The sequence below is a fragment of the Enterovibrio qingdaonensis genome (genome assembly GCF_028683135.1).
Lineage (GTDB): Bacteria > Pseudomonadota > Gammaproteobacteria > Enterobacterales > Vibrionaceae > Enterovibrio > Enterovibrio qingdaonensis.
Genome location: NZ_JAJUBB010000019.1, coordinates 39,223 through 64,508 on the forward strand (window position 1 = coordinate 39,223; position 25,286 = coordinate 64,508).

The 25,286-nt window shown below is 47.2% G+C and carries 24 protein-coding genes; 12 read left to right on the plus strand and 12 right to left on the minus strand.

Annotation, left to right across the window (positions count from 1 at the left end; genetic code table 11):
* Positions 1 to 5 precede the first annotated feature (5 nt).
* From LRP49_RS19955 to bolA, 8 genes are all read right to left on the minus strand, one after another.
* Positions 6 to 1,022, minus strand: coding sequence for an FAD:protein FMN transferase (locus LRP49_RS19955; RefSeq protein ID WP_274144315.1), 1,017 nt, complete (start codon positions 1,020 to 1,022; stop codon positions 6 to 8).
* A 183-nt stretch (positions 1,023 to 1,205) separates the two neighbouring features.
* Positions 1,206 to 2,429 carry an NADH:ubiquinone reductase (Na(+)-transporting) subunit F gene (nqrF, locus tag LRP49_RS19960; RefSeq protein WP_274144317.1) on the minus strand — a complete coding sequence of 408 codons (1,224 nt, stop codon included), beginning with the start codon at positions 2,427 to 2,429 and terminating at the stop codon, positions 1,206 to 1,208.
* A gap of 31 nt (positions 2,430 to 2,460) precedes the next feature.
* Positions 2,461 to 3,057, minus strand: coding sequence for an NADH:ubiquinone reductase (Na(+)-transporting) subunit E (gene nqrE / locus LRP49_RS19965; RefSeq protein ID WP_078751158.1), 597 nt, complete (start codon positions 3,055 to 3,057; stop codon positions 2,461 to 2,463).
* 7 nt (positions 3,058 to 3,064) lie between these two features.
* On the minus strand, positions 3,065 to 3,697 hold the full coding sequence (locus LRP49_RS19970) for an NADH:ubiquinone reductase (Na(+)-transporting) subunit D (RefSeq protein ID WP_274144318.1): 633 nt from the start codon (positions 3,695 to 3,697) through the stop codon (positions 3,065 to 3,067).
* Entirely contained in the window at positions 3,690 to 4,472 is a 783-nt protein-coding gene (locus LRP49_RS19975; protein ID WP_274144320.1) for a Na(+)-translocating NADH-quinone reductase subunit C, read from the minus strand. The genes LRP49_RS19970 and LRP49_RS19975 overlap by 8 nt, the downstream gene beginning before the upstream one ends.
* Positions 4,459 to 5,703 (minus strand): NADH:ubiquinone reductase (Na(+)-transporting) subunit B, encoded by a 1,245-nt coding sequence (locus LRP49_RS19980; RefSeq protein WP_274144322.1) that lies wholly within the window; start codon positions 5,701 to 5,703, stop codon positions 4,459 to 4,461. The genes LRP49_RS19975 and LRP49_RS19980 overlap by 14 nt, the downstream gene beginning before the upstream one ends.
* Before the next feature lie 3 nt (positions 5,704 to 5,706).
* Positions 5,707 to 7,047, minus strand: coding sequence for a Na(+)-translocating NADH-quinone reductase subunit A (locus LRP49_RS19985; RefSeq protein ID WP_274144324.1), 1,341 nt, complete (start codon positions 7,045 to 7,047; stop codon positions 5,707 to 5,709).
* A 506-nt stretch (positions 7,048 to 7,553) separates the two neighbouring features.
* Positions 7,554 to 7,874, minus strand: coding sequence for a transcriptional regulator BolA (bolA, locus tag LRP49_RS19990; RefSeq protein WP_274144326.1), 321 nt, complete (start codon positions 7,872 to 7,874; stop codon positions 7,554 to 7,556).
* Between the two features lie 123 nt (positions 7,875 to 7,997).
* On the opposite strand from bolA, the gene LRP49_RS19995 reads away from it, so the two are divergent.
* From LRP49_RS19995 to LRP49_RS20030, 8 genes are all read left to right on the plus strand, one after another.
* A complete protein-coding gene (locus LRP49_RS19995) occupies positions 7,998 to 9,131 on the plus strand; it encodes a methyltransferase (protein WP_274144328.1) in 1,134 nt (377 codons plus the stop codon).
* A 27-nt stretch (positions 9,132 to 9,158) separates the two neighbouring features.
* On the plus strand, positions 9,159 to 9,731 hold the full coding sequence (locus LRP49_RS20000) for a YajG family lipoprotein (protein ID WP_274144330.1): 573 nt from the start codon (positions 9,159 to 9,161) through the stop codon (positions 9,729 to 9,731).
* On the plus strand, positions 9,732 to 10,304 hold the full coding sequence (locus tag LRP49_RS20005; RefSeq protein ID WP_274144332.1) for a peptidylprolyl isomerase: 573 nt from the start codon (positions 9,732 to 9,734) through the stop codon (positions 10,302 to 10,304).
* Positions 10,305 to 10,318: 14 nt separating this feature from the next.
* A complete protein-coding gene (locus tag LRP49_RS20010; protein ID WP_274144334.1) occupies positions 10,319 to 10,684 on the plus strand; it encodes a hypothetical protein in 366 nt (121 codons plus the stop codon).
* Between the two features lie 49 nt (positions 10,685 to 10,733).
* Complete coding sequence (locus LRP49_RS20015) at positions 10,734 to 12,125, plus strand: AmpG family muropeptide MFS transporter (protein ID WP_274144336.1); 1,392 nt, start codon at positions 10,734 to 10,736, stop codon at positions 12,123 to 12,125.
* Between the two features lie 255 nt (positions 12,126 to 12,380).
* The gene (locus LRP49_RS20020) at positions 12,381 to 13,139 is read left to right on the plus strand and encodes an outer membrane protein OmpK (protein ID WP_274144338.1); all 759 of its coding nucleotides are present in this window, start codon (positions 12,381 to 12,383) and stop codon (positions 13,137 to 13,139) included.
* A gap of 112 nt (positions 13,140 to 13,251) precedes the next feature.
* Positions 13,252 to 14,142 (plus strand): 2-dehydropantoate 2-reductase, encoded by an 891-nt coding sequence (locus LRP49_RS20025; protein WP_274144339.1) that lies wholly within the window; start codon positions 13,252 to 13,254, stop codon positions 14,140 to 14,142.
* Positions 14,129 to 14,728, plus strand: coding sequence for a DJ-1 family glyoxalase III (locus LRP49_RS20030; protein ID WP_274144341.1), 600 nt, complete (start codon positions 14,129 to 14,131; stop codon positions 14,726 to 14,728). Before LRP49_RS20025 ends, LRP49_RS20030 begins: the two co-directional genes overlap by 14 nt.
* Before the next feature lie 67 nt (positions 14,729 to 14,795).
* Here LRP49_RS20030 and thiI read toward each other — a convergent pair whose 3' ends face one another.
* The 3 genes from thiI to pomA all read right to left on the minus strand — a co-directional run bounded on the left by thiI (position 14,796) and on the right by pomA (position 18,201).
* Positions 14,796 to 16,244 (minus strand): tRNA uracil 4-sulfurtransferase ThiI, encoded by a 1,449-nt coding sequence (gene thiI, locus LRP49_RS20035; RefSeq protein WP_274144342.1) that lies wholly within the window; start codon positions 16,242 to 16,244, stop codon positions 14,796 to 14,798.
* Between the two features lie 255 nt (positions 16,245 to 16,499).
* Positions 16,500 to 17,429 carry a flagellar motor protein MotB gene (locus tag LRP49_RS20040; protein WP_274144343.1) on the minus strand — a complete coding sequence of 310 codons (930 nt, stop codon included), beginning with the start codon at positions 17,427 to 17,429 and terminating at the stop codon, positions 16,500 to 16,502.
* 10 nt (positions 17,430 to 17,439) lie between these two features.
* Positions 17,440 to 18,201 (minus strand): flagellar motor protein PomA, encoded by a 762-nt coding sequence (pomA, locus tag LRP49_RS20045; protein ID WP_274144344.1) that lies wholly within the window; start codon positions 18,199 to 18,201, stop codon positions 17,440 to 17,442.
* 408 nt (positions 18,202 to 18,609) lie between these two features.
* Here pomA and xseB point away from each other — a divergent pair, with 408 nt between their 5' ends.
* The 4 genes from xseB to LRP49_RS20065 all read left to right on the plus strand — a co-directional run bounded on the left by xseB (position 18,610) and on the right by LRP49_RS20065 (position 24,810).
* Positions 18,610 to 18,855: an exodeoxyribonuclease VII small subunit gene (gene xseB, locus LRP49_RS20050; RefSeq protein WP_274144346.1), complete on the plus strand. Its 246-nt coding sequence runs from the start codon at positions 18,610 to 18,612 to the stop codon at positions 18,853 to 18,855.
* Positions 18,848 to 19,747 carry a (2E,6E)-farnesyl diphosphate synthase gene (gene ispA, locus LRP49_RS20055; RefSeq protein WP_274144348.1) on the plus strand — a complete coding sequence of 300 codons (900 nt, stop codon included), beginning with the start codon at positions 18,848 to 18,850 and terminating at the stop codon, positions 19,745 to 19,747. Before xseB ends, ispA begins: the two co-directional genes overlap by 8 nt.
* A 25-nt stretch (positions 19,748 to 19,772) precedes the next feature.
* The gene (gene dxs, locus LRP49_RS20060; protein ID WP_274144350.1) at positions 19,773 to 21,638 is read left to right on the plus strand and encodes a 1-deoxy-D-xylulose-5-phosphate synthase; all 1,866 of its coding nucleotides are present in this window, start codon (positions 19,773 to 19,775) and stop codon (positions 21,636 to 21,638) included.
* A gap of 241 nt (positions 21,639 to 21,879) precedes the next feature.
* The gene (locus LRP49_RS20065; protein ID WP_274144352.1) at positions 21,880 to 24,810 is read left to right on the plus strand and encodes a GGDEF domain-containing phosphodiesterase; all 2,931 of its coding nucleotides are present in this window, start codon (positions 21,880 to 21,882) and stop codon (positions 24,808 to 24,810) included.
* On the opposite strand, the gene pgpA is transcribed toward LRP49_RS20065, so the two are convergent.
* Positions 24,799 to 25,284 carry a phosphatidylglycerophosphatase A gene (pgpA, locus tag LRP49_RS20070; protein ID WP_274144355.1) on the minus strand — a complete coding sequence of 162 codons (486 nt, stop codon included), beginning with the start codon at positions 25,282 to 25,284 and terminating at the stop codon, positions 24,799 to 24,801. The two genes, LRP49_RS20065 and pgpA, sit on opposite strands and share 12 nt — an antisense overlap.
* Positions 25,285 to 25,286 lie beyond the last annotated feature (2 nt).

Below are 25,286 nucleotides of genomic sequence, written 5' to 3' on the forward strand. Positions count from 1 at the left end.
TTACCTTAACGAGAGAGATATTGTTTAAACGCATCCGATGCGATTTCTTTATACCCATTATCCGTCTTTACGATGAAAAATGCAGGGATATTTTCGCTGTTAGCAACCTTCAATGCCTTATCTGCGCCCAACACCATAAATGAGGTAGAAAGGCCGTCAGCTGTCATACAAGACTTATCCAACACGGTCACTGATACTAAACGGTGGCGGATCGGCTCTGCCGTTTTAGGATCAATCGTATGCGAATACCGCACCCCATTTTCTTCAAAGTAATTTCTGTAATCGCCTGACGTGGCGATGGCCATATCGCCCGGCGCAATAATTTCTTGCACCGTTTGCTGCTCATTAGTTGGCTTTTCAATGGCAATACGCCATGGCTGACCTTCTGCATTTATCCCCTTAAGCTGAAGTTCTCCGCCAATCTCCACCAAGTAATTTTTAATACCCAGTTCGGACAAGTAGTTGGCAACCACATCCACACCAAAGCCTTTCGCGATCGAGGACAAATCGACATACAGTGCTGGATTAGTTTTGATCAAGCTATTGCCTTCCACGCTCAGGTGCTCAATCCCCGTCATCGCGCGGCGCGCTGCAATTTGTTCGTCAGAAGGAACACGGTTTGGGCGACCTTCAGGACCAAAGCCCCATAGGTTCACCAACGGCCCCACAGTCACATCCAACGCACCATCTGACAGCTTATTAATTCGAATCGCCTCTGCAACAACCTTCGCGGTATCCGCAGACACTGCAACCGGATCATTGCCTTTGTGTTGATTGAAAACGCTAAGCTCTGAGTCCTTGCGGTAGGTAGACATTTGATCGTTTACCAATTCAAGACGCTTATCGATTTCAGCCTGCACCTCTTTGGATGAAGGAACACCTTCTTCAGGCAAGTACTTGATTGAATAATAAGTACCCATGGTTGAGCCTGTCAGATGCACTTGCTCAGGGGTTTTATCACAGCCAGCCAGCAGCAAAACACTGCTAATCAATAGACCGACTGACAACAGGAATTTCTTCATTACTTCATCCAGTTGATAAATCTAATATCAGAGAGAATCACTTTCGACCATCAGAGGCACAGTAACTCTTTGAGAAAACAATGATTCTGTCTGACAAAATAACGGTATGTTAGGTTTATAGACCTTGAATACAAAATGGCTGACCCTGAGGCCAGCCATTTTCTCTTTCAGACTCAGGGGCGATTAACCACCGAAGTCATCCAGCAAGATGTTTTCGTCTTCAACACCCAGATCTTTCAGCATGCCGATAACAGCCGCATTCATCATTGGAGGTCCACACATGTAGAACTCACAATCTTCTGGTGCATCGTGATCACGCAAGTAGTTCTCGTACAGAACATTATGGATAAAGCCGGTGTAGCCTTCCCAATTATCTTCTGGAAGAGGATCTGACAGTGCACAATGCCATACGAAGTTTTCATTCTCAGCCTGCAGGCCGTCGAAGTCTTCCACGTAGAACATTTCACGCTTAGAACGCGCACCGTACCAGAAAGACATCTTACGCGTAGACTTAAGACGCTTCAGCTGGTCAAAGATATGCGAACGCATAGGTGCCATACCTGCACCACCGCCGACGAATACCATTTCTGCATCAGTGTCTTTCGCGAAGAACTCACCAAATGGGCCAGAAATTGTACAAGTATCACCTTCTTTCAACGACCAGATGTACGAAGACATAATGCCTGGAGGCGCGTCTGGGTTGTTAGGTGGCGGCGTAGCAATACGCACGTTTAGCATGATGATGCCGAACTCTTCAGGGTAGTTCGCCATTGAGTAAGCACGAATCGTGTCTTCGTTTACCTTAGACTCGAAACGGAACAGGTTAAACTTGTCCCAATCTTCGCGGTACTCTTCTGGTACATCAAAATCCGAATACTTAACATGGTGAGCAGGTGCTTCGATTTGGATGTAACCACCCGCACGGAACGGTACTGACTCGCCGTCTGGAATTTGTAGCTTAAGCTCTTTGATGAAGGTTGCTTTGTTATCGTTTGAGATAACAGCACATTCCCACTTTTTAACACCAAAGATTTCTTCTGGCAGCTCAATGTCCATGTCAGTTTTCATTGCTACCTGACAGGCCAGACGCTCACCTTCGCGTGCTTCACCTTTGCTGATGTGATCAAGCTCTGTTGGCAGAATATCACCGCCACCAGATTTGATTTTCACGCGACACTGGCCACAAGAGCCACCGCCACCACACGCTGATGATACGAATACGCCTGCACCAGCCAATGCGCCCAGCAGCTTGCCGCCAGGTTGAGTGGTGATCGCAAGGTTTGGATCGCCATTTACAGAGATGGTGATGTCACCTGATGGTACTAGCTTGGACTTGGCGAACAAAATCACCAGTACCAGAGCCAGTACGATTAGAGTAAACATCACTACACCAAGAATAATGTCCATTGACTATTCCTTAATTCGCGGTTTACCCGACTTACAGTTGAACACCGGAGAAAGACATAAAGCCCAACGCCATCAAACCTACAGTGATAAAGGTAATACCCAAACCACGCAGTGCAGGAGGTACATCAGAGTACTTCATCTTTTCACGGATACCTGCCAGCGCAACAATCGCTAGCATCCAGCCCACACCTGAGCCGAAACCGTAAACCACAGACTCGACAAAGTTGTAGTCACGTTGAACCATGAAAGATACGCCACCAAAGATCGCACAGTTAACGGTGATCAGTGGCAAGAAGATACCCAATGCGTTGTATAGCGGCGGGAAGAAGCGGTCCAGAACCATTTCTAGGATCTGTACCAGTGCCGCGATAACGCCGATGAAAGTGATGAAGTTTAGGAAAGTAAGATCCACGCCTTCAACAATCGCACCGTTTTTCAGTACATAAGTGTAAATCAGGTTGTTAACCGGAACGGCCACAGACAGTACTACGATAACCGCAACACCCAGACCGAAAGAGGTTTTAACTTTCTTGGATACCGCCAGGAAAGTACACATACCCAGGAAGAAAGACAGTGCTAGGTTTTCGATGAAGATCGAACGAACCAGCAGGCTGATGTAATGTTCCATTACGTCCTTACTCCTTCGCTTCAATTTGTTCAGGTTTGAACGTACGTACAGCCCAGATCAGGAAGCCGATCAGGAAGAACGCTGATGGAGCTAGTAGCATCAGGCCATTTGGCTGGTACCAACCACCTTCTGAAGTCAGAGGCAGAATTGATACGCCGAACAGCTTGCCAGAGCCCAGCAGTTCACGGAAGAAACCAACAGAGATCAGTACAAAGCCGTAGCCCAGACCGTTACCAATACCGTCGATGAAAGATGGCAGCGGCGCAGACTTCATTGCGTACGCTTCTGCACGACCCATTACGATACAGTTGGTAATGATCAGGCCAACGAATACTGACAGCTGCTTAGAGATGTCGTAAACGTAAGCTTTTAGGATCTGGTCAACCACGATTACCAGCGATGCAATGATCGCCATCTGAACGATGATACGTACAGAGTTAGGAATGTGGTTACGAATCGCAGAAACAAACAAGTTAGAGAATGCCGTTACGAATACTACCGCAATGGTCATTACAAATGCTGTTTCCAGCTTAGTGGTAACTGCCAGCGCAGAACACACACCCAGTACCTGAAGGGCAATTGGGTTGTTGTCTAACAGTGGGCCCCACAGATTCTTTTTCAGTTCTTTAGTATCAGCCATTGATCAGCTCTCCCTGTTGAACTTTCTTCAGGAATGGGCCAAACGCGCTGTCGCCGAACCAGAAGTCAAACGTGTGCTGAACACCGTTAGACGTCAAAGTTGCACCAGACAGGCCGTCTACGCCATGAACATCACCAGGTTGTGCGCCGCCTTTAACCACTTTCAGTGCTGGATAACCTTTGTCATCAAACAGCAGCTTGTCGTGGAACTGAGCACGCCAGCGTGGGTTTTCAACTTCGCCACCCAGACCCGGTGTTTCACCGTGTTGGTAGTAAGCGATGTCTTCGATAGTGTTGCCATCAGTGTTCAAAGCAACGAAAGCGTACATCATGCCCCACAGACCACTACCGTGTACCGGCAGGATCAGCGTTTCAGTTTTACCTTCGTCGTTTTTCACTAGGTACACTTTCGCCACTTCTGACAGACGACCGATCTTCGCGATATCCTTGTCTGCAGTCAGTTTTTCTGACTGAGTAGGATCTGAAGATGCGATACGCAGGTCAAAGTTTTTCGCTTCTTCCACCGTGCCCACGAAGTCACCTGTTTTCAGGTCAACCAAACGCGGTTCGATGAATTTTTCGAAAGTACCTGTGATGTTGCCTTGAGCATCAATGCCAGCAACAGAAAGGATGTTGCGCTGCACGTCCAGCACGGCATTTTTCTCTTGCAAAGGACGCAGAGAAACAGCCGCGAAAGAAACCACAACTGAACAAACTAGGCTCAGTGCGATAACTACGGTCAGCGTTTTTTTAATGCTATCGTTATTGCTTGACACGAGCCAGTCTCCGTTTGATGTTGCCCTGAACTACCAGGTTGTCGAACAGCGGTGCAAACAGGTTCGCGAACAGGATAGCCAGCATCATACCTTCTGGGTAAGCTGGGTTAACCACACGAATCATCACTGCCATCGCACCGATCAGGATGCCGTACCACCATTTTGCTTTATTGGTGAACGACGCAGAAACTGGATCGGTTGCCATGAACATCATACCGAATGCAAAGCCACCCAGAACCAAGTGCCAGTGCCAAGGCATGCTGAACATTGGGTTGGTGTCAGAACCGATGATGTTGAACAATGTTGCAGTTGCAACCAGACCAATCATGGTACCCAGAATGATGCGCCATGAAGCGATTCGCATCGCTACGATCATTGCACCACCAATCAGGATTGCCAGCGTAGATACTTCACCGATAGAACCTGGGATGTTACCAATGAACGCGTCCATCCAAGAGATGGTTTGACCGGTTACATTGTGAACCAGTGCGCCTTGACCACCCACAGCCCATTGGCTCAGAGCAGTTGCACCCGAGAAACCATCAGCCGCAGTCCAAACCAAGTCGCCTGAAATCTGTGCAGGGTATGCAAAGAACAGGAACGCACGGCCAGCAAGCGCAGGGTTCAAGAAGTTACGGCCGGTACCACCAAAAATTTCTTTCGCAACAACAACACCAAAGGTAATACCCAGTGCTGCTTGCCACAGAGGAAGTGTAGGTGGAACAATCAGTGCAAACAGGATAGAAGTAACAAAGAAGCCTTCGTTTACTTCGTGCTTACGCACCATACAGAACAGCACTTCCCAGAAACCACCAACCAGGAATACGGTTGCGTAGATAGGAAGGAAGTATGTTGCACCCAGCAACATCATGCTGCCCCAGCCTGCTTCAGCTGAAAGCGTACCGCCGACCATTTCGGTCAACCAGTAGTGCCAGTTACCATCAATGATCGCTGTTAGCTGATCACCGCTGTACATAGCATTCAGTGCAAGAACAGCTTGGTGACCTGTATTGTACATACCCCAGAACATTGCTGGGAATACGGCAATCCACACCATGATCATGATGCGTTTCAGGTCGATGCTGTCACGAATGTGTGCACCGCGTTTGGTCACTTGGCCTGGGGTGTAAAGAAGAGTTGCAACTGCTTCATACAGTGCAAACCACTTCTCGTGCTTACCACCTGGCTCGAAGTGATGCTCGATATCTTCAAGGAAATTCTTCAGGCTCATTGCTTACCCTTCCTTCTCAATTTGATCTAGGCACTCGCGTAGCATCGGGCCAAAATCGTACTTGCCAGGGCAAACAAAAGTACACAGAGCAAGATCTTCAGCATCTAGTTCTAGTGCGCCCAGTTGCGCCATGCTGTCCAGATCACCTGCACAGATGTCACGAAGCAACAGAGTTGGCTCGATGTCCAATGGCATAACACGCTCATAGCTGCCGATTGGCACCATAGAACGCTCACTACCGTTAGTAGTGGTTGTCATGTTGAACAGCTGGCCTTTAAAGAACTGGCTAAGGAAAGCACGGGTAACAGAGAACTTGTTCTTACCTGGAACAATCCAGCCAAACAATTCTTTCTCACGACCTTCGCGCAGAGCACTTACCTGAAGATGGAAGCGACCTAGGTAGCCGTGAACACCACCAGCTTGTGTACCACTTAGTACGGAGCCAGAAATGAGACGGATTTCTCCAGGCATCAACTCTTTGTCGGTAAGTTCAGTTAGAGACGCACCGATTTGAGTACGAACCAGACGTGGATTGTTTACAACCGGACCCGCAAGAGAGATAACGCGATCGGTGAATAGCTCGCCCGTTAGGAAAAGCTTACCGAAAGCAATAACATCTTGATAGTTCAGGTGCCATACCTGCACATCCATACCAACAGGGCGTAGGAAGTGGATATGAGTACCAACCAGACCTGATGGGTGCGGGCCTGCAAACACATGCTCTTCTACATTCGACTGCTTGCTGCGTGGCAGGCTAGACTCGCCTTTACACACAAATACTTTGCCATCAGTCAGACGAGAAACCACATCCAAACCAGCCACGAATGCGTCTTGCTGTTCGTTGATGATCAGCTCAGCGTTTGCTGCTAGTGGGTTTGAGTCCATCGCAGTAACAAATACAGCCGCAGGACTTGCGTCAACCGCAGGCGATTTGCTGAATGGGCGAGTACGAAGCGCAGTCCACATGCCTGACTCAACAAGTTGTTCTACAACAACCTGACGGTCCAAGCCTGCGATGTCTGAAGCTTCATATTTATTGAAAGTGACTTGCTCGTTGCCTTCGATTTCGATGACAACAGACTGAAGAACACGCTTAGCACCACGATTGATTTCAACCACAGTACCTGCTGCAGGAGCAGTAAATTTAACGCCTGAGTTCTTTTTGTCTTCAAAAAGAATCTGACCTTTTTTCACTACATCCCCAACACGAACATGCATCGTTGGACGCATACCAACGTACTCTTCGCCAAGCAAGGCGACTTTTTTGATGGCTGGGCCATCATTTATCACCTGAGCAGGAGTCCCTGAAATTGGGATATCCAAACCCTTTTTTATTGTAATCATACGCACTTGCACTACATTAACGGGAAAAAATTCTGTTATTGCGCAGTTAATACACGACTTTCCACTGTCTGGCGGACCCATTCCAAGCCTCGCCTTCGCAACTTCCTCATCACTAACCTGCAACAATTCATCGTGCAGGGTTAGTATTCAAGCGGTGGATTCTACCATCAACCAAAGTCGCTATTCCACGGCAAACACCGTGATACACACTGAATTTTCGGCAACTGAGCAAACTATCGCCACTTGTAGGTAATTAATATGAGCAAGTGCACAAATTTACGCGTAAAAATCATGTTTCCGAACTGTTACAACGGTAACAAGACGTAAAAAACAACGCGAATTTTTACTGGGTTGTTAATACACCAAAACGGTTTACAATTGCTCAAAATTACCACGCCGCGAGTGATTTCTCGGCCGATCTTGTTAACTGCTCGTTATCTTTTTCGTTTTTATTACCACGATTCGTCATTTCCTAAATCGTGGTTTTAAATCGTGGTTTTAAATCGTTACTTATCGAACAATGAGCCGCCACGACATGCTGGGGAGGATGGAACTTCTCCTTTCGACTCTAACCATTCTTGTTCAGTATAAGTATGGATGGCTAACGCATGAATATCATTTTTTAATTCGTCGGCAAGTGTTGTATTTACCGCACGGTGCCTCGCGATCAGCCTTAGCCCGTCAAAGTCTGCACTCACAATCGTCACCTTAAAGTGACTTTCTGCCCCCTCAGGCACGCTGTGCATATAACTTTCATTTTTAACTTCTATATATATAGGCGAAAAAGCGGCGTTTAGTTTTTCTTCGATGCGCTGCTGGATGACCATGACTTCCTCACTTCCTAATTATCAAACCACAAAAATCACCTTGGGAGCCCCAAGATAATTGCAGTATTCCTCTCATTTGCGACAATATAACGCATTATTCAAAGAGCTTCGCTGACACCTTCCATGAAAACCACATTAGAGATTGCCGGTATTTCGCTATCACTGCGCCGATACCCACTACAAAACAATGAGTCGCTCCAAGCATGGGATGCTGCCGACGAATATCTGATTGATCACCTTGAGAGCATGGATCTTGCTGAGAATAGTCACTTGTTGGTACTTAACGACAGTTTTGGCGCGATAACTTGTTGGGCATCGCAGAAAGGAGTGCGTGTCACAACTGTCAATGACTCGCTATTATCTCAGCAAAGCGTTGAACAGAACCTGACTGAGAATGCGCTTGCCTCTGAAAAGGTTAATCTTCTTTCGTCAGTAGATACACTGCCGTCAGACATTACCCTCGCCGTGATGAAGTTACCGAAGAATAACCGCCTTCTTGTTTGGCAGTTACAGCAGCTTTCACACTTAACAAATGACTCACTAGTTCTCGTTTCAGGGGCGAAAGCGAAAGATATTCATACCTCTACGCTCAAGTTGTTTGAAAAGTACCTGGGGACAACTACAACCTCACTGGCAAAAAAGAAATCGCGACTCATCTTCACGCAAAAAGAAAAGCACATTGAACGCTTGCCGGCTGCTACCACTTCTTTTGAGGTTCCCGAATACAAGCTGTCATTGGAGAATCACGCCAACGTCTTTTCTTCTGAAAGCCTAGACATCGCAGCGTATTTGATGCTCGAACACATTCCGCAATCAGAAGACATTAAAAACATCATTGACCTAGGCTGTGGAAACGGTGTTTTGTCTATTCAGGCGGCACGTTTAAATCCGCAGGCAACCATTACCGCGGTCGACGAGAGTTTTATGGCCGTTGCATCAGCCAAGTTAAATTTGGAAAAGCATGGTATTGATGAAAGTCGTATTCATTGTTTAGCGAATAATTGTCTGGACGGATTTGAAAAAAATACCGCTGATTTGGTACTTTGCAACCCTCCGTTTCATCAACTCCATGCAGTGACAGATCACATCGCATGGCAGATGTTTTGTGACGCCAGACGGGTTCTAGAGCCTAATGGGCGTATTGTTGTTATTGGAAACAGGCACCTCGGCTATCATGCTAAATTGAAACGTCTTTTTGGCAATGCACAAGTCATTGCTTCTAACCAAAAGTTTGTTATTGTCGAAGCTCAAAAATAGCAAGACACTAAAGGGATGCGTTAACTCATGAAAAAACTTCTGCTTATTACTGGTATCGTTCTCGGATTGAGCGCTTGCTCTGCACCAAGAGAGCCGCAGTTAACTATTGCACCAAATCCGACGATCTCTAATGTGCCAATTGCTCAAGGTAAATCACTGACCGTAGAAAGCCGAGACCTGCGTACCGCCCAATTTGTCGCTGTTGTCGACAACGGACGAAAAAATGTACAGCCTATTCAAGCAACGTCAAATTTGCGCGTTGTACTGGAAAATGCGTTGTCTCGTCAATTGAGCTCTCAAGGGTTCAAAGTCGGCACCGACAGCCCGAACACTGTGCGCCTGGATGTCCTAGATGCGTTGGTTAAAGTTGAACACTCCATGCTGTCTCACAACATGGTAACCAATGTTCAAATCCAATTGGTCGCTGAAAATGCAAGCACCAAGTTTGTAAAACGCTACTCAGGTAAAGCCACCTCTGAAGGTGCAAGCAGCGTGTCTACAGAAGAAATGGAAGTGGCATTGAACAGTCTGCTCGAAGCGGTTTTGCAAGACATTGCACAAGACAAGCAGCTTAATACCTTTTTGAATGAGAATTTCTAAATGAAAACAATCCTGAAAAGCGCAGTGATCGCAACGTCGATGCTGTTTGCTTTACCAGCATTGGCAGCAAACCCAATCGTTGAAGTTGAAACAAATTTGGGCGACTTCAAACTGGAACTGTATCCAGAAAAAGCCCCGAAGACGGTTGAGAATTTTCTAAAGTACGTGGAAGACGGCAGTTATGTTGGAACCCAGTTCCATCGTGTTATCCCGGGGTTTGTAGCTCAAGGTGGCGGCTATGATAAATCTTTCAAGCCAGAACCGAGTACTTACGGTGAAGTCGTTAATGAGTCCAAAAACGGTCTTAGCAACAGTCGCGCCACCATTGCCATGGCACGTAAGCAACACCCAGACTCTGCCACCCGACAGTTCTATATCAACCTTCAGAACAACAGTAACTTAGACGGAAGTGCGTACAAACCCGGCTATACCGTGTTTGGTAAGGTAATTGAAGGCTTTAATACGGTTGAAAAAATGGCAACCGTTAAAACTGTCACAATACCAGAAACTCGTATGCGCGACGTTCCTCAGCAACCTATACTTATTGAGAAAATCATCATCTCAAATAAGTAACAGGTAGTGAGGGAATGCTGGAACTGATCGCAAACAATCCCGAACAGAACAATGGTCATTTCGCCGGAGAGCATATTGGAAAATATGCCCCGGCGTATGCGGCGGATGTTATCCGATTCATCATACGTCAATCTGACTATGACGAATTAGTGGTGTCCACTAAAAAACAGTTCACGGATTGGTGGCAACTGGCGATTTCAAGTGGTACACCCGAAAGCTCCTATGAATCCGTCTACTGGTATTTGGTCTATCTCATCGAATCACGACGTGAAGATGAGCTTCGAGGTAACCGTTTTGTGAAACAACGCATCCAAGAATGCGCTTGTTATTTGATCAACAAAGGAAAAATCCCAAACTTCGCGCATGGCATTCGTCCTTGAAGCACGGTAGCATGGTTCTATCATTCAAGCGCAACAAGGACTGCTACTCGTGTCCAAAGCCTCCACTCTCTCTTGGCGAGAAACACTAGAAAGTTATCTCGACCGTCGACTCTTATGGGTATTTATGCTCGGGTGCGCCAGTGGTTTCCCTTGGCTACTCATTGGCTCAAACATGTCCGGCTGGCTAAAAGATGCAGGCCTGACACGCACTGCTATCGGGCTATTTGGTTCCATCTTTGTTGTATACGCCATTAACTGGATGTGGGCACCGCTGATCGACCGTGTGAAGCTCCCGTATTTATATAAACGCTTGGGGCAACGACGCAGTTGGATTTTCCTCATGCAGTTGGTGATGCTTGTCTGCACACTTGCGATAGCCAACACCGACCCGTCATTCAACCTCTGGCTAACCTCTATGCTGGCGTTAACCATCGCCGTCGTGTCTGCCACGCAGGATATTGCGATTGACGCTTTTCGTATCGACAGCTTTGGTGAGCAAGAAAAGTCAAAACTTCCTCAAGCCGCAGCAATGGCCGTGATCGGATGGTGGACAGGATATAGTCTTCCTGGTTACTTTGCCTTTATTAATGCCGACTCTATCGGTTGGAACGGCGTGTATTACGGTATGGCCGCCTTTGTTGGCCTTCTTATTCTTTTCACGCTCTTTGTCGGCGAACCCGAATCTAAACGCGACGAATTACAGGCTGAAGCCGAACAGCGGTATAACACGTCGAAAATGGGTAAAAACCGCATTGCGCTTTGGTTTACTGTCACGCTTGTAGAACCGTTTGCGGAATTTTTCCGTCGCAACGGCGTTCAAGTGGCACTGACGTTATTACTTTTCGTTTTCTTGTTCAAAATCGGTGAGGCCTTTTTGGGTCGCATGTCGATTGTATTCTACAAAGAAGTCGGCTTTAGCAATGAAGACATCGGTTATTACTCCAAGCTTATTGGATGGGGTGCGACTGTCGTATTTACCCTGATTGGCAGTGCCATCAACGTAAAATTTGGTGTCGTTAAAGGCTTGTTGATTGGTGGCTTGGCGATGGCAAGCAGTAACCTGATGTTTGCCATCATGGCGCAAGTTGGCCCAAACAAAGACTTGTTCCTAGCCACTATTTTGGTCGATAACTTCACCAGTGCATTCGCTACCATTGCCTTTGTTTCATTCTTAACCTTCCTCACGGGCAGGGCTTTTTCTGCAACCCAATATGCGCTCCTAGCCTCTTTGGGCAACCTCGGCAGAACGACCCTTTCCTCGTTCAGTGGCTCAATGGTGGACTGGATTGAAGGCTTTGAATGGCTGCATCACGTGAGTTGGCTAAATCCGTGGTCACTGTTCTTTATCCTGACAACGTTAATGGTCATCCCTAGCCTTGCCATGATCGTCGGATTGAGAAAACACTTTCAGCGCCTTTCTGACGCGCAAAACTCCCACTAAACTCTGTTGAACCCGTGACATATGTCGCGGGTCTAACGCATTTTTCCTGTTTAAACCTTTACTCACGTCATACTTTGAAACACTTATCGCAAATGTAATGCATTGCAACGAGATCAAGATCACAGTTGGCAAACGTTTGCTATTTCATTGCATTTTCTTTTTTGAACTTTCCCCTAGAATGGCGCTCGCAACGGCGGAGGTCCAACCACAACGGTGTCTTTGCCCCCAATCCTGATGATGTAAAGAGAACTAAAGATGCGTAAATCTGTAGTAGCACTTAGCGTTCTAGCAGCAGCCGCTGCTGTACCTGCTCAAGCTGAATATCTGTACGGTTTCGGTAATGTGTATGCCGACTACCTAACTTGGACCAATGGTACTCAAGGCTTCAACGGCGTTGACGTAAGTGAAGGTCGTGATGACCACATCACCATCGGTGCTGAAGGTGGTGCAGGCTTTACTTGGGGTGAGATCTACGGTTTCTACGAATACGAGAAGCTAAACGAAGCATCTGACAAGCGTGGTCAAGCTGCTAAGTTCTCTATGCACTATAAAGTTGCTGGCAATATAACTGCTTACGGTCAAGTTTACGACCTATCTCAAAGCGGTGAAGGTGCAGCATTCGACGAACAAAACCGTGTTCTAGGTATGGGTTACGTTGGCCTGACTGGCGACAATTACTGGTTCAAACCATGGATTGGTGTTCACGATGTAATCACTGGTTCTGGTGAAGCTGCTGGTATGAACGGCGGTATGTTCGGTTGGTCAGCTGGCTACAGTTTCGAAATCGCAGGTCAACCTCTACTGGTTACCAACTGGAACGAAATCGAGTTTGCACGCAACGATGCATACGAAGTAATGCAAAATGGTTCAACTGGTTTGAACGGTGGTGTAAGCCTGACTTACGACATCACTGACCGCGTATACACCAGCGTGACTTACCGCTACTTCGCGAACAAGCTGGGTGTTGACGGCTACGGCGACGCAGCAATCTTCCGTATCGGTATGCACCTGTAATCGCAAGATTATGAAAGAAAAGGCACCTTCTGGTGCCTTTTTTGTTTTTGCTTTCCGCCACTTTCCAGATTGATGGTATCCTTTCAGCGAACTATCGATACAGGGCAAATCAATGCGTTTCACCATAGTCGGAGCGGGTGCGGTGGGCTCCTTGTGGGCAATCAAACTTCACGAGGCTGGGCATCATGTTCATTTTTGGACGCGCGAATCTGACACTCAGATCGTAAGGCACGCTGAACGCTCAGCACCTCTAGTTTTCTCGGCAAACAATGTCGATGACATGGCAGAGAGCGACTGTATCATTGTTTGCGTGAAGGCCTTTCAGGTCAAAGACACGCTGAGTGCCATTAAAACGTCGGTTCACCCAGACACACCCGTCGTATTCATGCATAACGGTATGGGCTCAGCCGATATTGCGCTAAGCGCATTGCCAAACAACCCGATTCTATTGGCAACGACCTCTCACGGCAGCCTAAAAGTAACACCTGAAACCATTCGACATACAGGTGTAGGCGAAACCCGCCTCGGTGGGATTAATCCTACTGGCTACCAATGCGATTTCTTGGCCGACGTATTTCACCATGCGCTCGCCCCCTGTTATTGGGAGCATAATATTCAACATGCGCTTTGGAAGAAACTTGCCATCAATTGCCTGATCAATCCCATAACGGCACTTGAGCAGATACAAAATGGAGCACTTTTAGAGGCAAAATTTGAACCGGTACTCGATAAACTGAGTGAAGAAGTGAGTAACGTTATGTGTGAAGAAGGACTACCTATATCACGCCAAGCGGTACTAAATAATGCACTGGCAGTTGCTTCAGCTACCGCAGAAAACTACTCTTCGATGAATCGTGATGTCTTTTATCACCGCCATTCAGAAATAGATGCCATCACCGGATACCTTCTCCACCGAGCAACCCTCCATGGTATTGCCGTTCCAGAAAACGAAAGGCTATATCACGCAATAAAAAAACTGGAGCAATCCTATGACCACACCTAGTGTACTTGTCTGTCTGGCCCCTGGCACAGAGGAAATGGAAGCTGTCACTGTCATTGATATCATGGTTAGAGCAGGCTTTAACGTGACGACAGCCAGCGCAGAAGAAAACGGTGAGCTAACACTGACATGTTCTCGCGGCGTTAAACTGATTGCCGATGTGCCATTAGTCAAAGTGGCAGACGAAGAGTTCGACTGCATTGTGCTTCCTGGTGGCGTTGAGGGTGCAACACACCTTGGTGAAAGCGCATTGGTCGTGGAGATGATCCGCCAACAACTCTGCGATCAAAAATGGGTAGCCGCTATTTGCGCAGCCCCTGCATTGGTGCTTGAGAAAAACGGTTTGTTCCCAGAGGCGCATAAAACCTGCCATCCAGCGTTCATTGACCGCATTCCAACCGACAAACAAAACTCTCGCCGCGTTTTCACTGAACATGACTATAAGCTGATCACCAGCCAAGGTCCTGGAACGGCTCTCGAATTCGCCGTCGAGATTGTTTACATGCTTGCAGGGAAAGAAAAGGCAAAAGAAGTTGTAGGCCCAATGGTGGCAATTCCAAGCCTACATTACGACAAGAAATTCGCCTGATTTCTCATGTCATGACAAACATAAAAAAACCGACCCTGAGGTCGGTTTTTTTTGAAACGTGGCAAATCTACGGACGGTAAACTTTTACGTTGCTGTAGCCATTCTCTTGCAGATACAACGCTTGCAGTCGGCTCATCACACCACGGTCACAGTAAAGCAGATAAGTTTTACCCTGATCCAGATCGCCAAACTTGGTTGCCAGTTTGAAGAACGGAATGTGAACAACCTCTGCACCGTCGATTTCTAGCGGTTTTTCATCTTCTTCTTCTGGGCTACGGATATCTAGAACAACTGCGTTGTTCGCGATCTCGTCCACCAGTTCAACTTCTGGTGCTTTCTCTTTGCTGATCTTCTCGATATCACGGATATCAATGATGCGTGCGTCGTAAACCACCTTGTCCAGAATATCGAAGTTGAACTTCGCTTCTTCCACTTCCAGCTTCTCTTTTTCCGCTTTGATGGTTGGTTTACGAGAAATCACACCGCAATACTCAGGCATGGTTTTCGCAAAATCCTCAGTACCGATCTGACGAGCAAGATTGATGATGTCTTCTTTGTCCCAGTTGATCAGTGGACGCAGAATCAGTGAGTCACTCACGTTGTCGATCATGCGCAGGTTAGTCAGCGTCTGGCTCGAAACCTGACCCAATGCTTCACCCGTCACCAGTGCTTGAATATTGTATTTTTCAGCAATCTTGGACGCTGCGCGCATGAACATACGCTTCAGAACCACGCCCATTTGGCCGTCGTCTACATTCTCAAGGATTTCTGCAACGACAGGTTCGAAGTCGATAGAAACAAACTTCACTTTTGCAGAAGAACCAAATTTCTCCCACAGGTAATATGCCGTCTGCTGAACACCGATTTCATGCGCAGCACCGCCAAGGTTGAAGAAGCAGTAATGCACCTTGCTACCGCGTTTGATATGCAGGTAGCTAGAAACACCTGAGTCAAAACCACCTGAAATCAGGCTCAACACATCTTCTTGCGTACCAAGAGGGAAACCGCCCAGACCTTTGAAGCGCTCGCGAACAACGTTTACGTTTTCTTTGTCCACTTCAAGGTGCACGACCGTATCAGGGTTTTTCAATTGAACGCGTGCTGTTGCAACGTCTTGGTTCAAACCACCACCGACATAACGCTCAACATCGATAGAGGTAAAGTCGTGATTACCGCGACGTTTCGCACGCACACAGAACGACTTGCCTTCCAACTGGTGAGCTACCGTTGCCGTCACAATTTCATAGATGTTGTGCAAATCAGTAAATGGCGTTTGCTCAACTTCCAAAACGTGGTGGATACCTGGAGTGCGAGTCAGCACATCCAAAGCCATTTGACGCTCAGACTCTTCTTTTAGCGAAACCTCGATATGATCGCGACGGTTGAATACCGACACTGAATCTGACTTTCGCTTAAGAATATTTCGGATATTAGTTTCCAGAATTTTCGTGAAGCGCTTCCGTACAGATTCACTTTTGACCATCACCTCTGGGTGAATTTTTACGATAAATTTCATAACAGGTTTCGCAACAGCATTAATAAAGGCGCGGATTATACATCAAGCATACTTTATACCCAAGTAACCTGAAGGGAGGATTCAGCGACCTCTATGGGTGCTTGGTGCTTGGTGCTAGAAGGATGCTTGCAGGTATTAAGCAAAAGTAAGGCAACGTTTGGCATAAGTCGTACCGCCCCCCTTCCGTGTGGCAGAAGAACCCCCAATAAAAAAGGCAGCGTTAATATGCTGCCTCTGGTTGTTTGATCTTTGGCCTTAATTTTCTTGGATGGGCTCAATCGGAGCCTCGGCTGAAATGGACTCCGACTCTCTAGGTTTACCCTGCATAATGGAGATTTCAACGCGACGATTTTTCATCCGATTTGTTGGGGAATCGTTGGGATATCTTGGTGATGTCCCTGCTAAACCTTCAACACGCATGCGTTCTGCATCAAAGCCTTTCACTTTTTCCATTTCTTGAGCCACTGAGACGGCACGTTGTGCAGACAAATCCCAGTTTGAGCGGTACAACTCAGAGTCCAATGGGGTGTCGTCGGTATGGCCTGAAATACGAATTTCACCGGGTACATCTTTGACCAAATCGGCGATTTGCCTCACCAACGGTCTGAACTTGGGCTGTAAGAAGGCTGAGCCTGCTGGGAACGACCCATTTTCACGAATACGTATGATTAATTGCTGGCCGAGATTTTCGACTTCAACCGCGCCTTCTTGCACTTCCCTTTCAAGTGCTTGAACTACCATCTGTGCCGTGCTCGACATCTTCTCAGTGTCTTGCTCTTGTTCTTGCATTGATGCGTCCGTTGCGGTGGAGCCGCCGTCGAGTTTTGCAGAGTCACGTTGTGAACCACCCGCGCGATCTGACTCTCCATCTTGAAAGTCGAGCGTACGCTGCGTCATGTCGATCGTTTGCTGCATGATCACTTCAATGGGTGTCGGCTCTGGCCTGCCAGGTCTAAATTCTTGCGCGATCACACTGGTACCTTTTGGAATATCTTTCACTTCCAAAAGGTTTTGCACACCAAACGCAAACTTCATCGAACCCGCAATCTGCTTAAACTTCAATACGTCCATTTCCGAAAACGAAAGGAGCAGTACGAAAAAGCACATCAAAAGAGACATCAGGTCCGCGAACGTTCCCATCCAAGCCGGTAGCCCGGGGGGGGGACATTTGCATTCTTCTTCCATATCCGACTCCTTACCCGTCTACGTCAACAGTACGTTTTTTCTCGTTGAGGTAGTTTTTCAAGTAGCCGTCAATAACACGTGGGTTTTGACCATCTTGTATCGCGAGCAAACCATCCATAATCAATCGACGGTTGAGTTTCTCTTGGTCTTTACGAAGACGAAGCTTCGCCGCAATAGGGATGGCAACCATGTTCGCGAGCATCGCACCATATAACGTTGTTAAAAGTGCTACCGCCATTGCAGGACCGATGGCTTTTGGGTCATCCATGTTTGAAAGCATAGCAACCAGACCGATCAGTGTACCGATCATCCCCATCGCAGGGGCAACGTCAGCAATCGCACTGTAAAACTGCGCACCATTATCGTGCCGCTCTTCCGTCATAATGATGTCTTTTGCGAGCGTCATTTTAACGACTTCCGCATCATGACCATCCACCAGCATATCCACCCCTTTTTTCATAAAGGTGTTCGGCACTTCCATCTCTTCCAACGCGAGGAAGCCACCTTTACGCGCGGCGTCTGCCATCTCAACAATCTTGGCAATGAGGTCTTCCGGGTCATCCGCTTTAAACATAAAAGCTTTACCCGCAATTTTGAACGCGCCGAAAAACTGCCCCATGGTGTAGTTCATCAAGGTAACAAATAGACTACCGCCAAATACAATCAATAAAGAGGGTGTATCGACGAACATGCTGATAGTTCCACCCAGCAGCATCGCCATAACGATAAAAGCAAATGCACCTAAGATTCCAATGAGTGTCGCCAGATCCACAGAATCATCCCCTTAAAACGTAGAGCCAAAAATGAGTAAAGATAACCAGACAGCGCATTCCGCTAATCTAGTTAGCGGCAGCAGAGCAAATTGATTTAGCGCATCCCCTAAATTTTATACCTAACTCGTCGCAAGATGCAGAATTCATTTACAAGTTGAGACACCATGTGCTGATTTAAGCAAAGATACAAGATTGAGATTGTTATCCTGTCGAAATTTCCAGCAATTACGGTGAATAAATACCCCTTCCCCACCGAAATGTGCCCAAGTGACGCAGAAATCAGTTCAAGCGTTTGACCCCTAAACAGGCCTGAGTTAATTTCTCCGCCATGCTCATTGATCTGTGATTCGTAAGGCTGCATTCCCAGCCTCAATTCACGAATTCAGAACACGAAAAGTAGGATTATCATGGCAGCTAAAAAACCCGAGAACATGACGTTCGAGGAAACGCTTAAAGAGTTGGATACCATTGTTAATGGACTCGAAAACGGCGATCTTCCGTTGGATGCCGCCCTCAAACAGTTTGAGCGTGGCATTTCACTTGCCAGACAAGGGCAAAAAACGCTCTCTGATGCAGAACAGCGCGTCGAAATTCTTCTTGCTCAAGATGACAACGCCTCTTTAGAACCTTTTGAAGATACGCGTGATGAGTGATAACTGCTTAAAAACGACGATTCAAGCTTATCAGCACCGTAACAACGACCAGTTGACTCGCTGGATAGACAGCCTTGAACATGCTGCACATCCTTTAGTGCTGGCGATGAAACACGGCGCATTGCTGGGCGGAAAGCGTGTTCGACCTTTTCTGACCTACGTAACGGGCCAAATGTTTGGCGCACAATTACGCGATCTCGATACACCTGCCGCGGCAGTCGAGTGCATTCACGCCTATTCACTCATTCATGATGACCTGCCCGCCATGGATGATGATGCGTTACGTCGAGGCCAACCGACCTGCCACATCGCTTTCGATGAGGCCACTGCCATTCTTGCCGGTGACGCACTCCAAACATTGGCGTTTACTATCCTGGCCGAAGGTGATCTTTCTAACGACGGCAATACGTATCGTATTCATATGGTTAAGGAATTGTCCTCAGCATCCGGCGCGCAGGGTATGTGTTTAGGTCAGGCGATGGATCTCGCTGCTGAAGGTAAACACGTTGATCTCCAAACGCTGGAAACCATTCACCGAAACAAAACGGGCGCATTAATCCGCTGCGCTGTGCGTTTGGGTGCATTGGGTGCAGGGAGTAAAGGTGTGGAATGGCTGCCGCAGTTAGATAAGTTTGCTGACGCCATTGGCCTCGCGTTCCAAGTGCAAGATGACATTCTAGACATTGTCAGTGACACAGAAACCCTCGGAAAGCCACAAGGTTCCGACCTTGCAGCAGACAAAAGTACGTACCCAGCCCTGCTTGGACTTGAAGGTGCAAAGCAAAAAGCCGAGCTTCTTTACAAAGAAGCACTACAAGCACTTGACGCAATCCCTTACAATACAGAACAGCTGGAACAATTCGCCCGGTATATCATCGAGCGCAATAACTAAAATCAATGACGTCGCGCCAAATTATATGACTCTCGATATCGCTAAATATCCAACGCTCGCACTGGCGAACACCCCCGACGAACTGCGCTCACTGCCGCGGGATGTCCTGCCGACGCTGTGTGAAGAGCTACGCACATATCTTTTGAACTCCGTTAGCCATTCGAGTGGCCATTTTGCATCGGGCTTAGGCACAGTCGAACTGACTGTGGCACTTCACTATGTGTACAACACGCCACTGGACCATCTTATCTGGGACGTTGGCCATCAGGCCTATCCGCACAAGATTTTGACTGGTCGCCGTGAGCAGTTACCTACGATTCGCCAAAAAGACGGCTTGCATCCTTTCCCTTGGAGAGAAGAAAGCGAGTACGACGTGCTTTCTGTTGGCCACAGCTCCACGTCCATCAGTGCTGCATTGGGTCTTGCGATAGCAGAAGCCAAAGAAGGCAACGGCAGAAAAGTCGTTAGCGTTATCGGTGATGGCGCGATTACCGCAGGTATGGCATTTGAAGCCATGAACCATGCTGGTGATGTGCACGCAGACATGTTGGTGGTTCTCAACGACAACGAGATGTCTATCTCTGAAAACGTGGGTGCGTTAAACAACCACCTTGCCCAACTGCTCTCCGGCAATTTCTATACCTCCATTCGTGAAGGCGGAAAGAAAGTGCTCTCTGGTGCGCCACCGATCAAAGAACTTGTTCGACGCGCAGAAGAGCACATCAAAGGCATGGTCGTGCCTGGCACTTTGTTTGAAGAGCTTGGCTTTAACTATATTGGCCCTGTTGATGGTCATGACGTTGAAGAGCTAGTCAAAACCATTAAGAACATGCGAAACCTTAAAGGCCCGCAGTTCCTACATGTCATGACCAAGAAAGGCAAAGGCTACGCGCCCGCTGAGAAAGACCCTATTGGTTATCATGCGGTGCCTAAATTCAACCCTGCCGAAAACACACTGCCAAAAGCGGCGTCGAAAGGCCCTACCTTCTCCAAAATTTTTGGCGATTGGTTGTGTGATATGGCCGCTGAAGACAATAAATTGATGGCTATTACGCCAGCAATGCGCGAAGGCTCTGGCATGGTGAGGTTCTCCAAAGAGTTCCCTGACCAATATTTTGATGTTGCGATTGCCGAACAGCACGCCGTAACACTCGCTAGCGGTATGGCAATTGGCGGGTATAACCCAGTTGTCGCAATCTATTCAACCTTCTTGCAACGTGGCTATGACCAGTTAATTCATGATGTGGCCATCATGGATCTTCCTGTGATGTTCGCGATTGACCGTGGTGGTCTAGTTGGAGCCGATGGTCAAACACACCAAGGTGCCTTTGATCTCAGCTTCATGCGCTGCATTCCGAACATGGTGATTATGGCACCTAGCGATGAAAACGAATGCCGTCAGATGCTCTACACCGGCCACACGCACAATGGTCCATCGGCCGTACGTTACCCACGCGGTACGGGCTGTGGCGCAGCTGTCCAGCAAGAGATGACCGCACTGCCAATCGGTAAAGGTCTTGTTCGCCGTGAAGGTGAAAATGTGGCCATCCTCAGCTTTGGTACCATGCTACCAGCAGCACTAGAAGCCGCAGAAGCTCTAAACGCCACAGTGGCAGATATGCGATTCGTGAAGCCGCTTGATGAAGCTCTGATTGACGAACTGGCAGCCAATCACGATGTTCTGGTTACGGTAGAAGAGAATGCCATTGCCGGTGGTGCGGGATCGGGTGTTATCGAATACCTGATGAAGACCCGGAAACCAAAACCTGTGTTGCAGATCGGCCTGCCTGATTTCTTCGTTCATCAAGGCACACAAGAAGAGCTTCATGCCGAGCTAGAAATTGACGCTAAAGGCATTGAAGCGCAAATTCGTCGCTACGTTGCACACTGAGTTCTATCACACCACCCAAAACGGCCTTAAAAAGGCCGTTTTTTTTTATCAAAAATTACCCCTATTAAAAATGAGACTACGCTTAGATCGCAACCTTCCTAACTCACCTAAGCCGTAACTAAAAACTGGGGATAGCTTTTTGAAAAAGCACTATTTGCTTATATTGCATTCTGCTTGTCGATGCTATTGCAGTGCGTTGTCTTGTCTAACATCCATCAGAACGACGTTGTAGGGTTAAAGCATGAAAAACACCTGCAACAAGTACTCACTTTTAACGCAGCTTTCGCTCGTCATTTGTCTAGCTGTATTTGCTACTTTCTCTATTTCCGGCCTGATTGTTTATAGCGAACAGCGTGATGAAATCATTTCGTCGATGGAATCTAACGCCAGAGAAAGTGCATCAAGGCTCATCGATACCTTGTCACCCTTTATGACGGCATACTCCATACATGAATACGACAATTTGGTTAAAACAGAGGCACGACTAAATCGTCATTTGGCAATCATTGTTTATGATGAGTTGATGGGACGAGTTATTGGAGAGCCTAGCTTTGCATCAGGGTATATCCACGATAAAAACGGCAATTTTAAACCGTATGATCAAAGCTTACCTTCGCATAATTCGCGACTAGAAAGTGCCGCCTTCTCTCTGTCAGTGCCCATTAATTCGACGACAGGAGAGCCCATCGGAACACTCGCGATTTATACATCAAGTAGCGTACTTCAAGGCGCACTATCAAAAAAACTCGCGCAAACTGTCACTTACTCCGTATTCTCTGCGACACTCCTCATCGCATTCTTGTTATTTTTCACGAAGCGATTCTTCTTCAACCCATTAACGCAAATCACCAGTGCCATAAAAAAAACGGACAGTTGTGGATTACCCACCACCACTATCCCCGATTTTGGAAGCCAGGAATTAGCAACTCTCGGGTACTCCATGAATCGAATGATTAGCCTAATACGCAATTCTAATCAATCGCTTATACGTGAGCACTCTCGATTGCAAAATGTCATTGAAGGCACCCGAACTGGAACTTGGGAATTCAATACCAGAACCAACGTCATCTCTTACAATGGTACTTGGCAACTTATTCTCGGTTGGAATTTACGCTCCCTCAACCAACAACCAGGACTCGATTGGCGACAGTTCATTCACCCCGAAGATAAGGAACTGGCTGACAGTCACCTAGCAAAGCTATTCAACCAAGATGTAGACTATTTTGACTGCGAAATCCGCGTTCAAAATAGCAAAGAACAGTGGGTGCATGTTCTCGCTCGCGGCTCCGTCATGGAATGGGATGAAAACAACCGACCACTTACGGTATTAGGAACACTCCAAGACATAAGTCTTCATAAGAAGGCGGAAGACGACCAACGTTTGGCCGCAAAAGTGTTCACCCATGCAAGAGAAGGCATCATCATCACGGACAGCGACAAAATAATCGTCGACGTTAATGATGCTTTTTGCAGAATCACAGGCTATACCGCCGATGAAGCGAAAGGCCGGAATCCAAGCTTCTTACAATCCGGCCAACAAGATGAAACCTTTTATCGGAAAATGTGGCTTTCTCTCGATAAGCAAGGCCATTGGACGGGTGAAATCTGGAACCGTCGAAAAAATGGTGACCTGTATCCGGAATTATTAACCATTAGTACAGTCACTGATGATCAAGGGGCACCTCAAAATTATGTTGCCGTTTTTTCTGACATAACCACATATAAAGAACATGAGTCTGAGCTCGAAAAAATTGCCCATTTCGACCCACTGACCGGACTACCAAATCGATTACTTTTGAACGACCGATTAAAAAGCGCAATGAAGCAGTCAATTCGCCACAAACAGTTTGTTGCCGTTATTTTCCTTGATTTGGACGGGTTCAAAATGGTGAACGACACGTATGGCCACGATTGTGGGGACATGCTTTTAAAACAAATCGCGTCGAGAATGAAAAAAGCATTACGGTCGTGCGACACCATAGCCCGAATAGGTGGTGACGAGTTTGTCGCTGTATTGACAGATCTTGAATCCCCTAATTCATGCTCTCCCTTGCTACCAAGGCTGCTAGAAGCAACGTCGACACCCATAGATATCAACGGAAGCAAACTACAAATTTCAGGCAGTATGGGGGTGACGACTTACCCTCAACCGGAAAAGGTCGATTCTGATAAATTGCTCCGACAGGCTGACTATGCGATGTATCAAGCCAAGTTAAAAGGTAAGAATCGGTATCACTTCTTTGATGCAGAACTTGAACAAAGCCTTAAAAGAAAAAACAAACAGTTGGAAGAAGTGGGCAATGCCATTCACTCCAATCAGCTTTTTCTTCGGTATCAACCGAAAGTGAATTTAAGAACAGGAGAGGTGATTGGCGTAGAAGCATTGGTTCGCTGGGCTCATCCGAATAAGGGCGAACTGACGCCTGTAGCGTTTATACCGCAAATCGAAAACAATAGCCGTATTATAGAACTCGGCGAGTGGGTTCTCGAAACGGCAGCAAGCCAACTTGTCAGTTGGAAAGCACAAGGGCTCGAGACCACCATTAGCATCAACATCGCTCCTCATCATTTGCTGCAACCTGATTTTATTCACAAACTGCGTCTATTGCTTGCTAGATACCCGACGATTCGCTCCGGACAGCTGGAGCTTGAGATTTTAGAAACCAGCGCGTTCGAAGATATTGATGCCGTCTCTGATGTTATCTCCCAATGCCAAGAACTGGGGGTTTCATTTGCCATTGACGACTTCGGCACGGGTTACGCATCTTTGACCTACTTGAAAAACCTGCCTGCTCAAACCCTGAAAATAGACCAAAGTTTCATTCACGACTTATTGGTTGAAGCTGACAACTTGGTGATACTCGAAGGGGTAATATCACTGGCCAATACGTTCAATAGACATGTTGTTGCTGAGGGCATTGAAACTGCAGAACAGGCAAGAATGCTTTTATGGTTAGGGTGTGAACTCGGTCAAGGCTATGGTATCTCTGTCCCACTTAGGGATTGGGAAATACCCCATTGGATTGAAGGTTGGCATCCAGACCCATCATGGTATGGCTTACCGACCTTCAGCGAAAACCTCTACCCATTTATCAAAACGGTCTCAGAAAACCGCTCTCGCATAGAGCGGTTAAAACAGTTTCTGTTAACGAGTGAAAGCTTAGAGGGGTAAGTAAGGGGTAATCAGCCAAAGCGTAATCATCGACATCAAGCCCGCGACGATATCGTCCAGCATAATGCCTAGGCCACCGTGTACTTTCTTGTCCAACCAACTAATTGGCCACGGTTTTACCATGTCAAAAAAGCGGAAAATGACAAATCCTGCCAACACTATCTGCCATGTCATGACAGGCACCAGCAACATGGTGATCCAAAAGCCGACGAATTCATCCCAAACAATACTTCCATGGTCATGAACCCCCATGTCTTCTGAGGTGCGACCACACAGGTATATACCTACCGCGGCACCAACGACAATGGCAACCGGAAGCAGTGTTGGCGATAGAGCGACGATAAGAAGATAAAACGGAACCGCAGCCAAGGTTCCCATCGTGCCTGGCACGATAGGGGAAAGGCCCGAGCCAAACCCTGTAGCCAAAAGATGAATCGGGTTAGACAAACGAATTTTACTGATCGGATTATTCATAC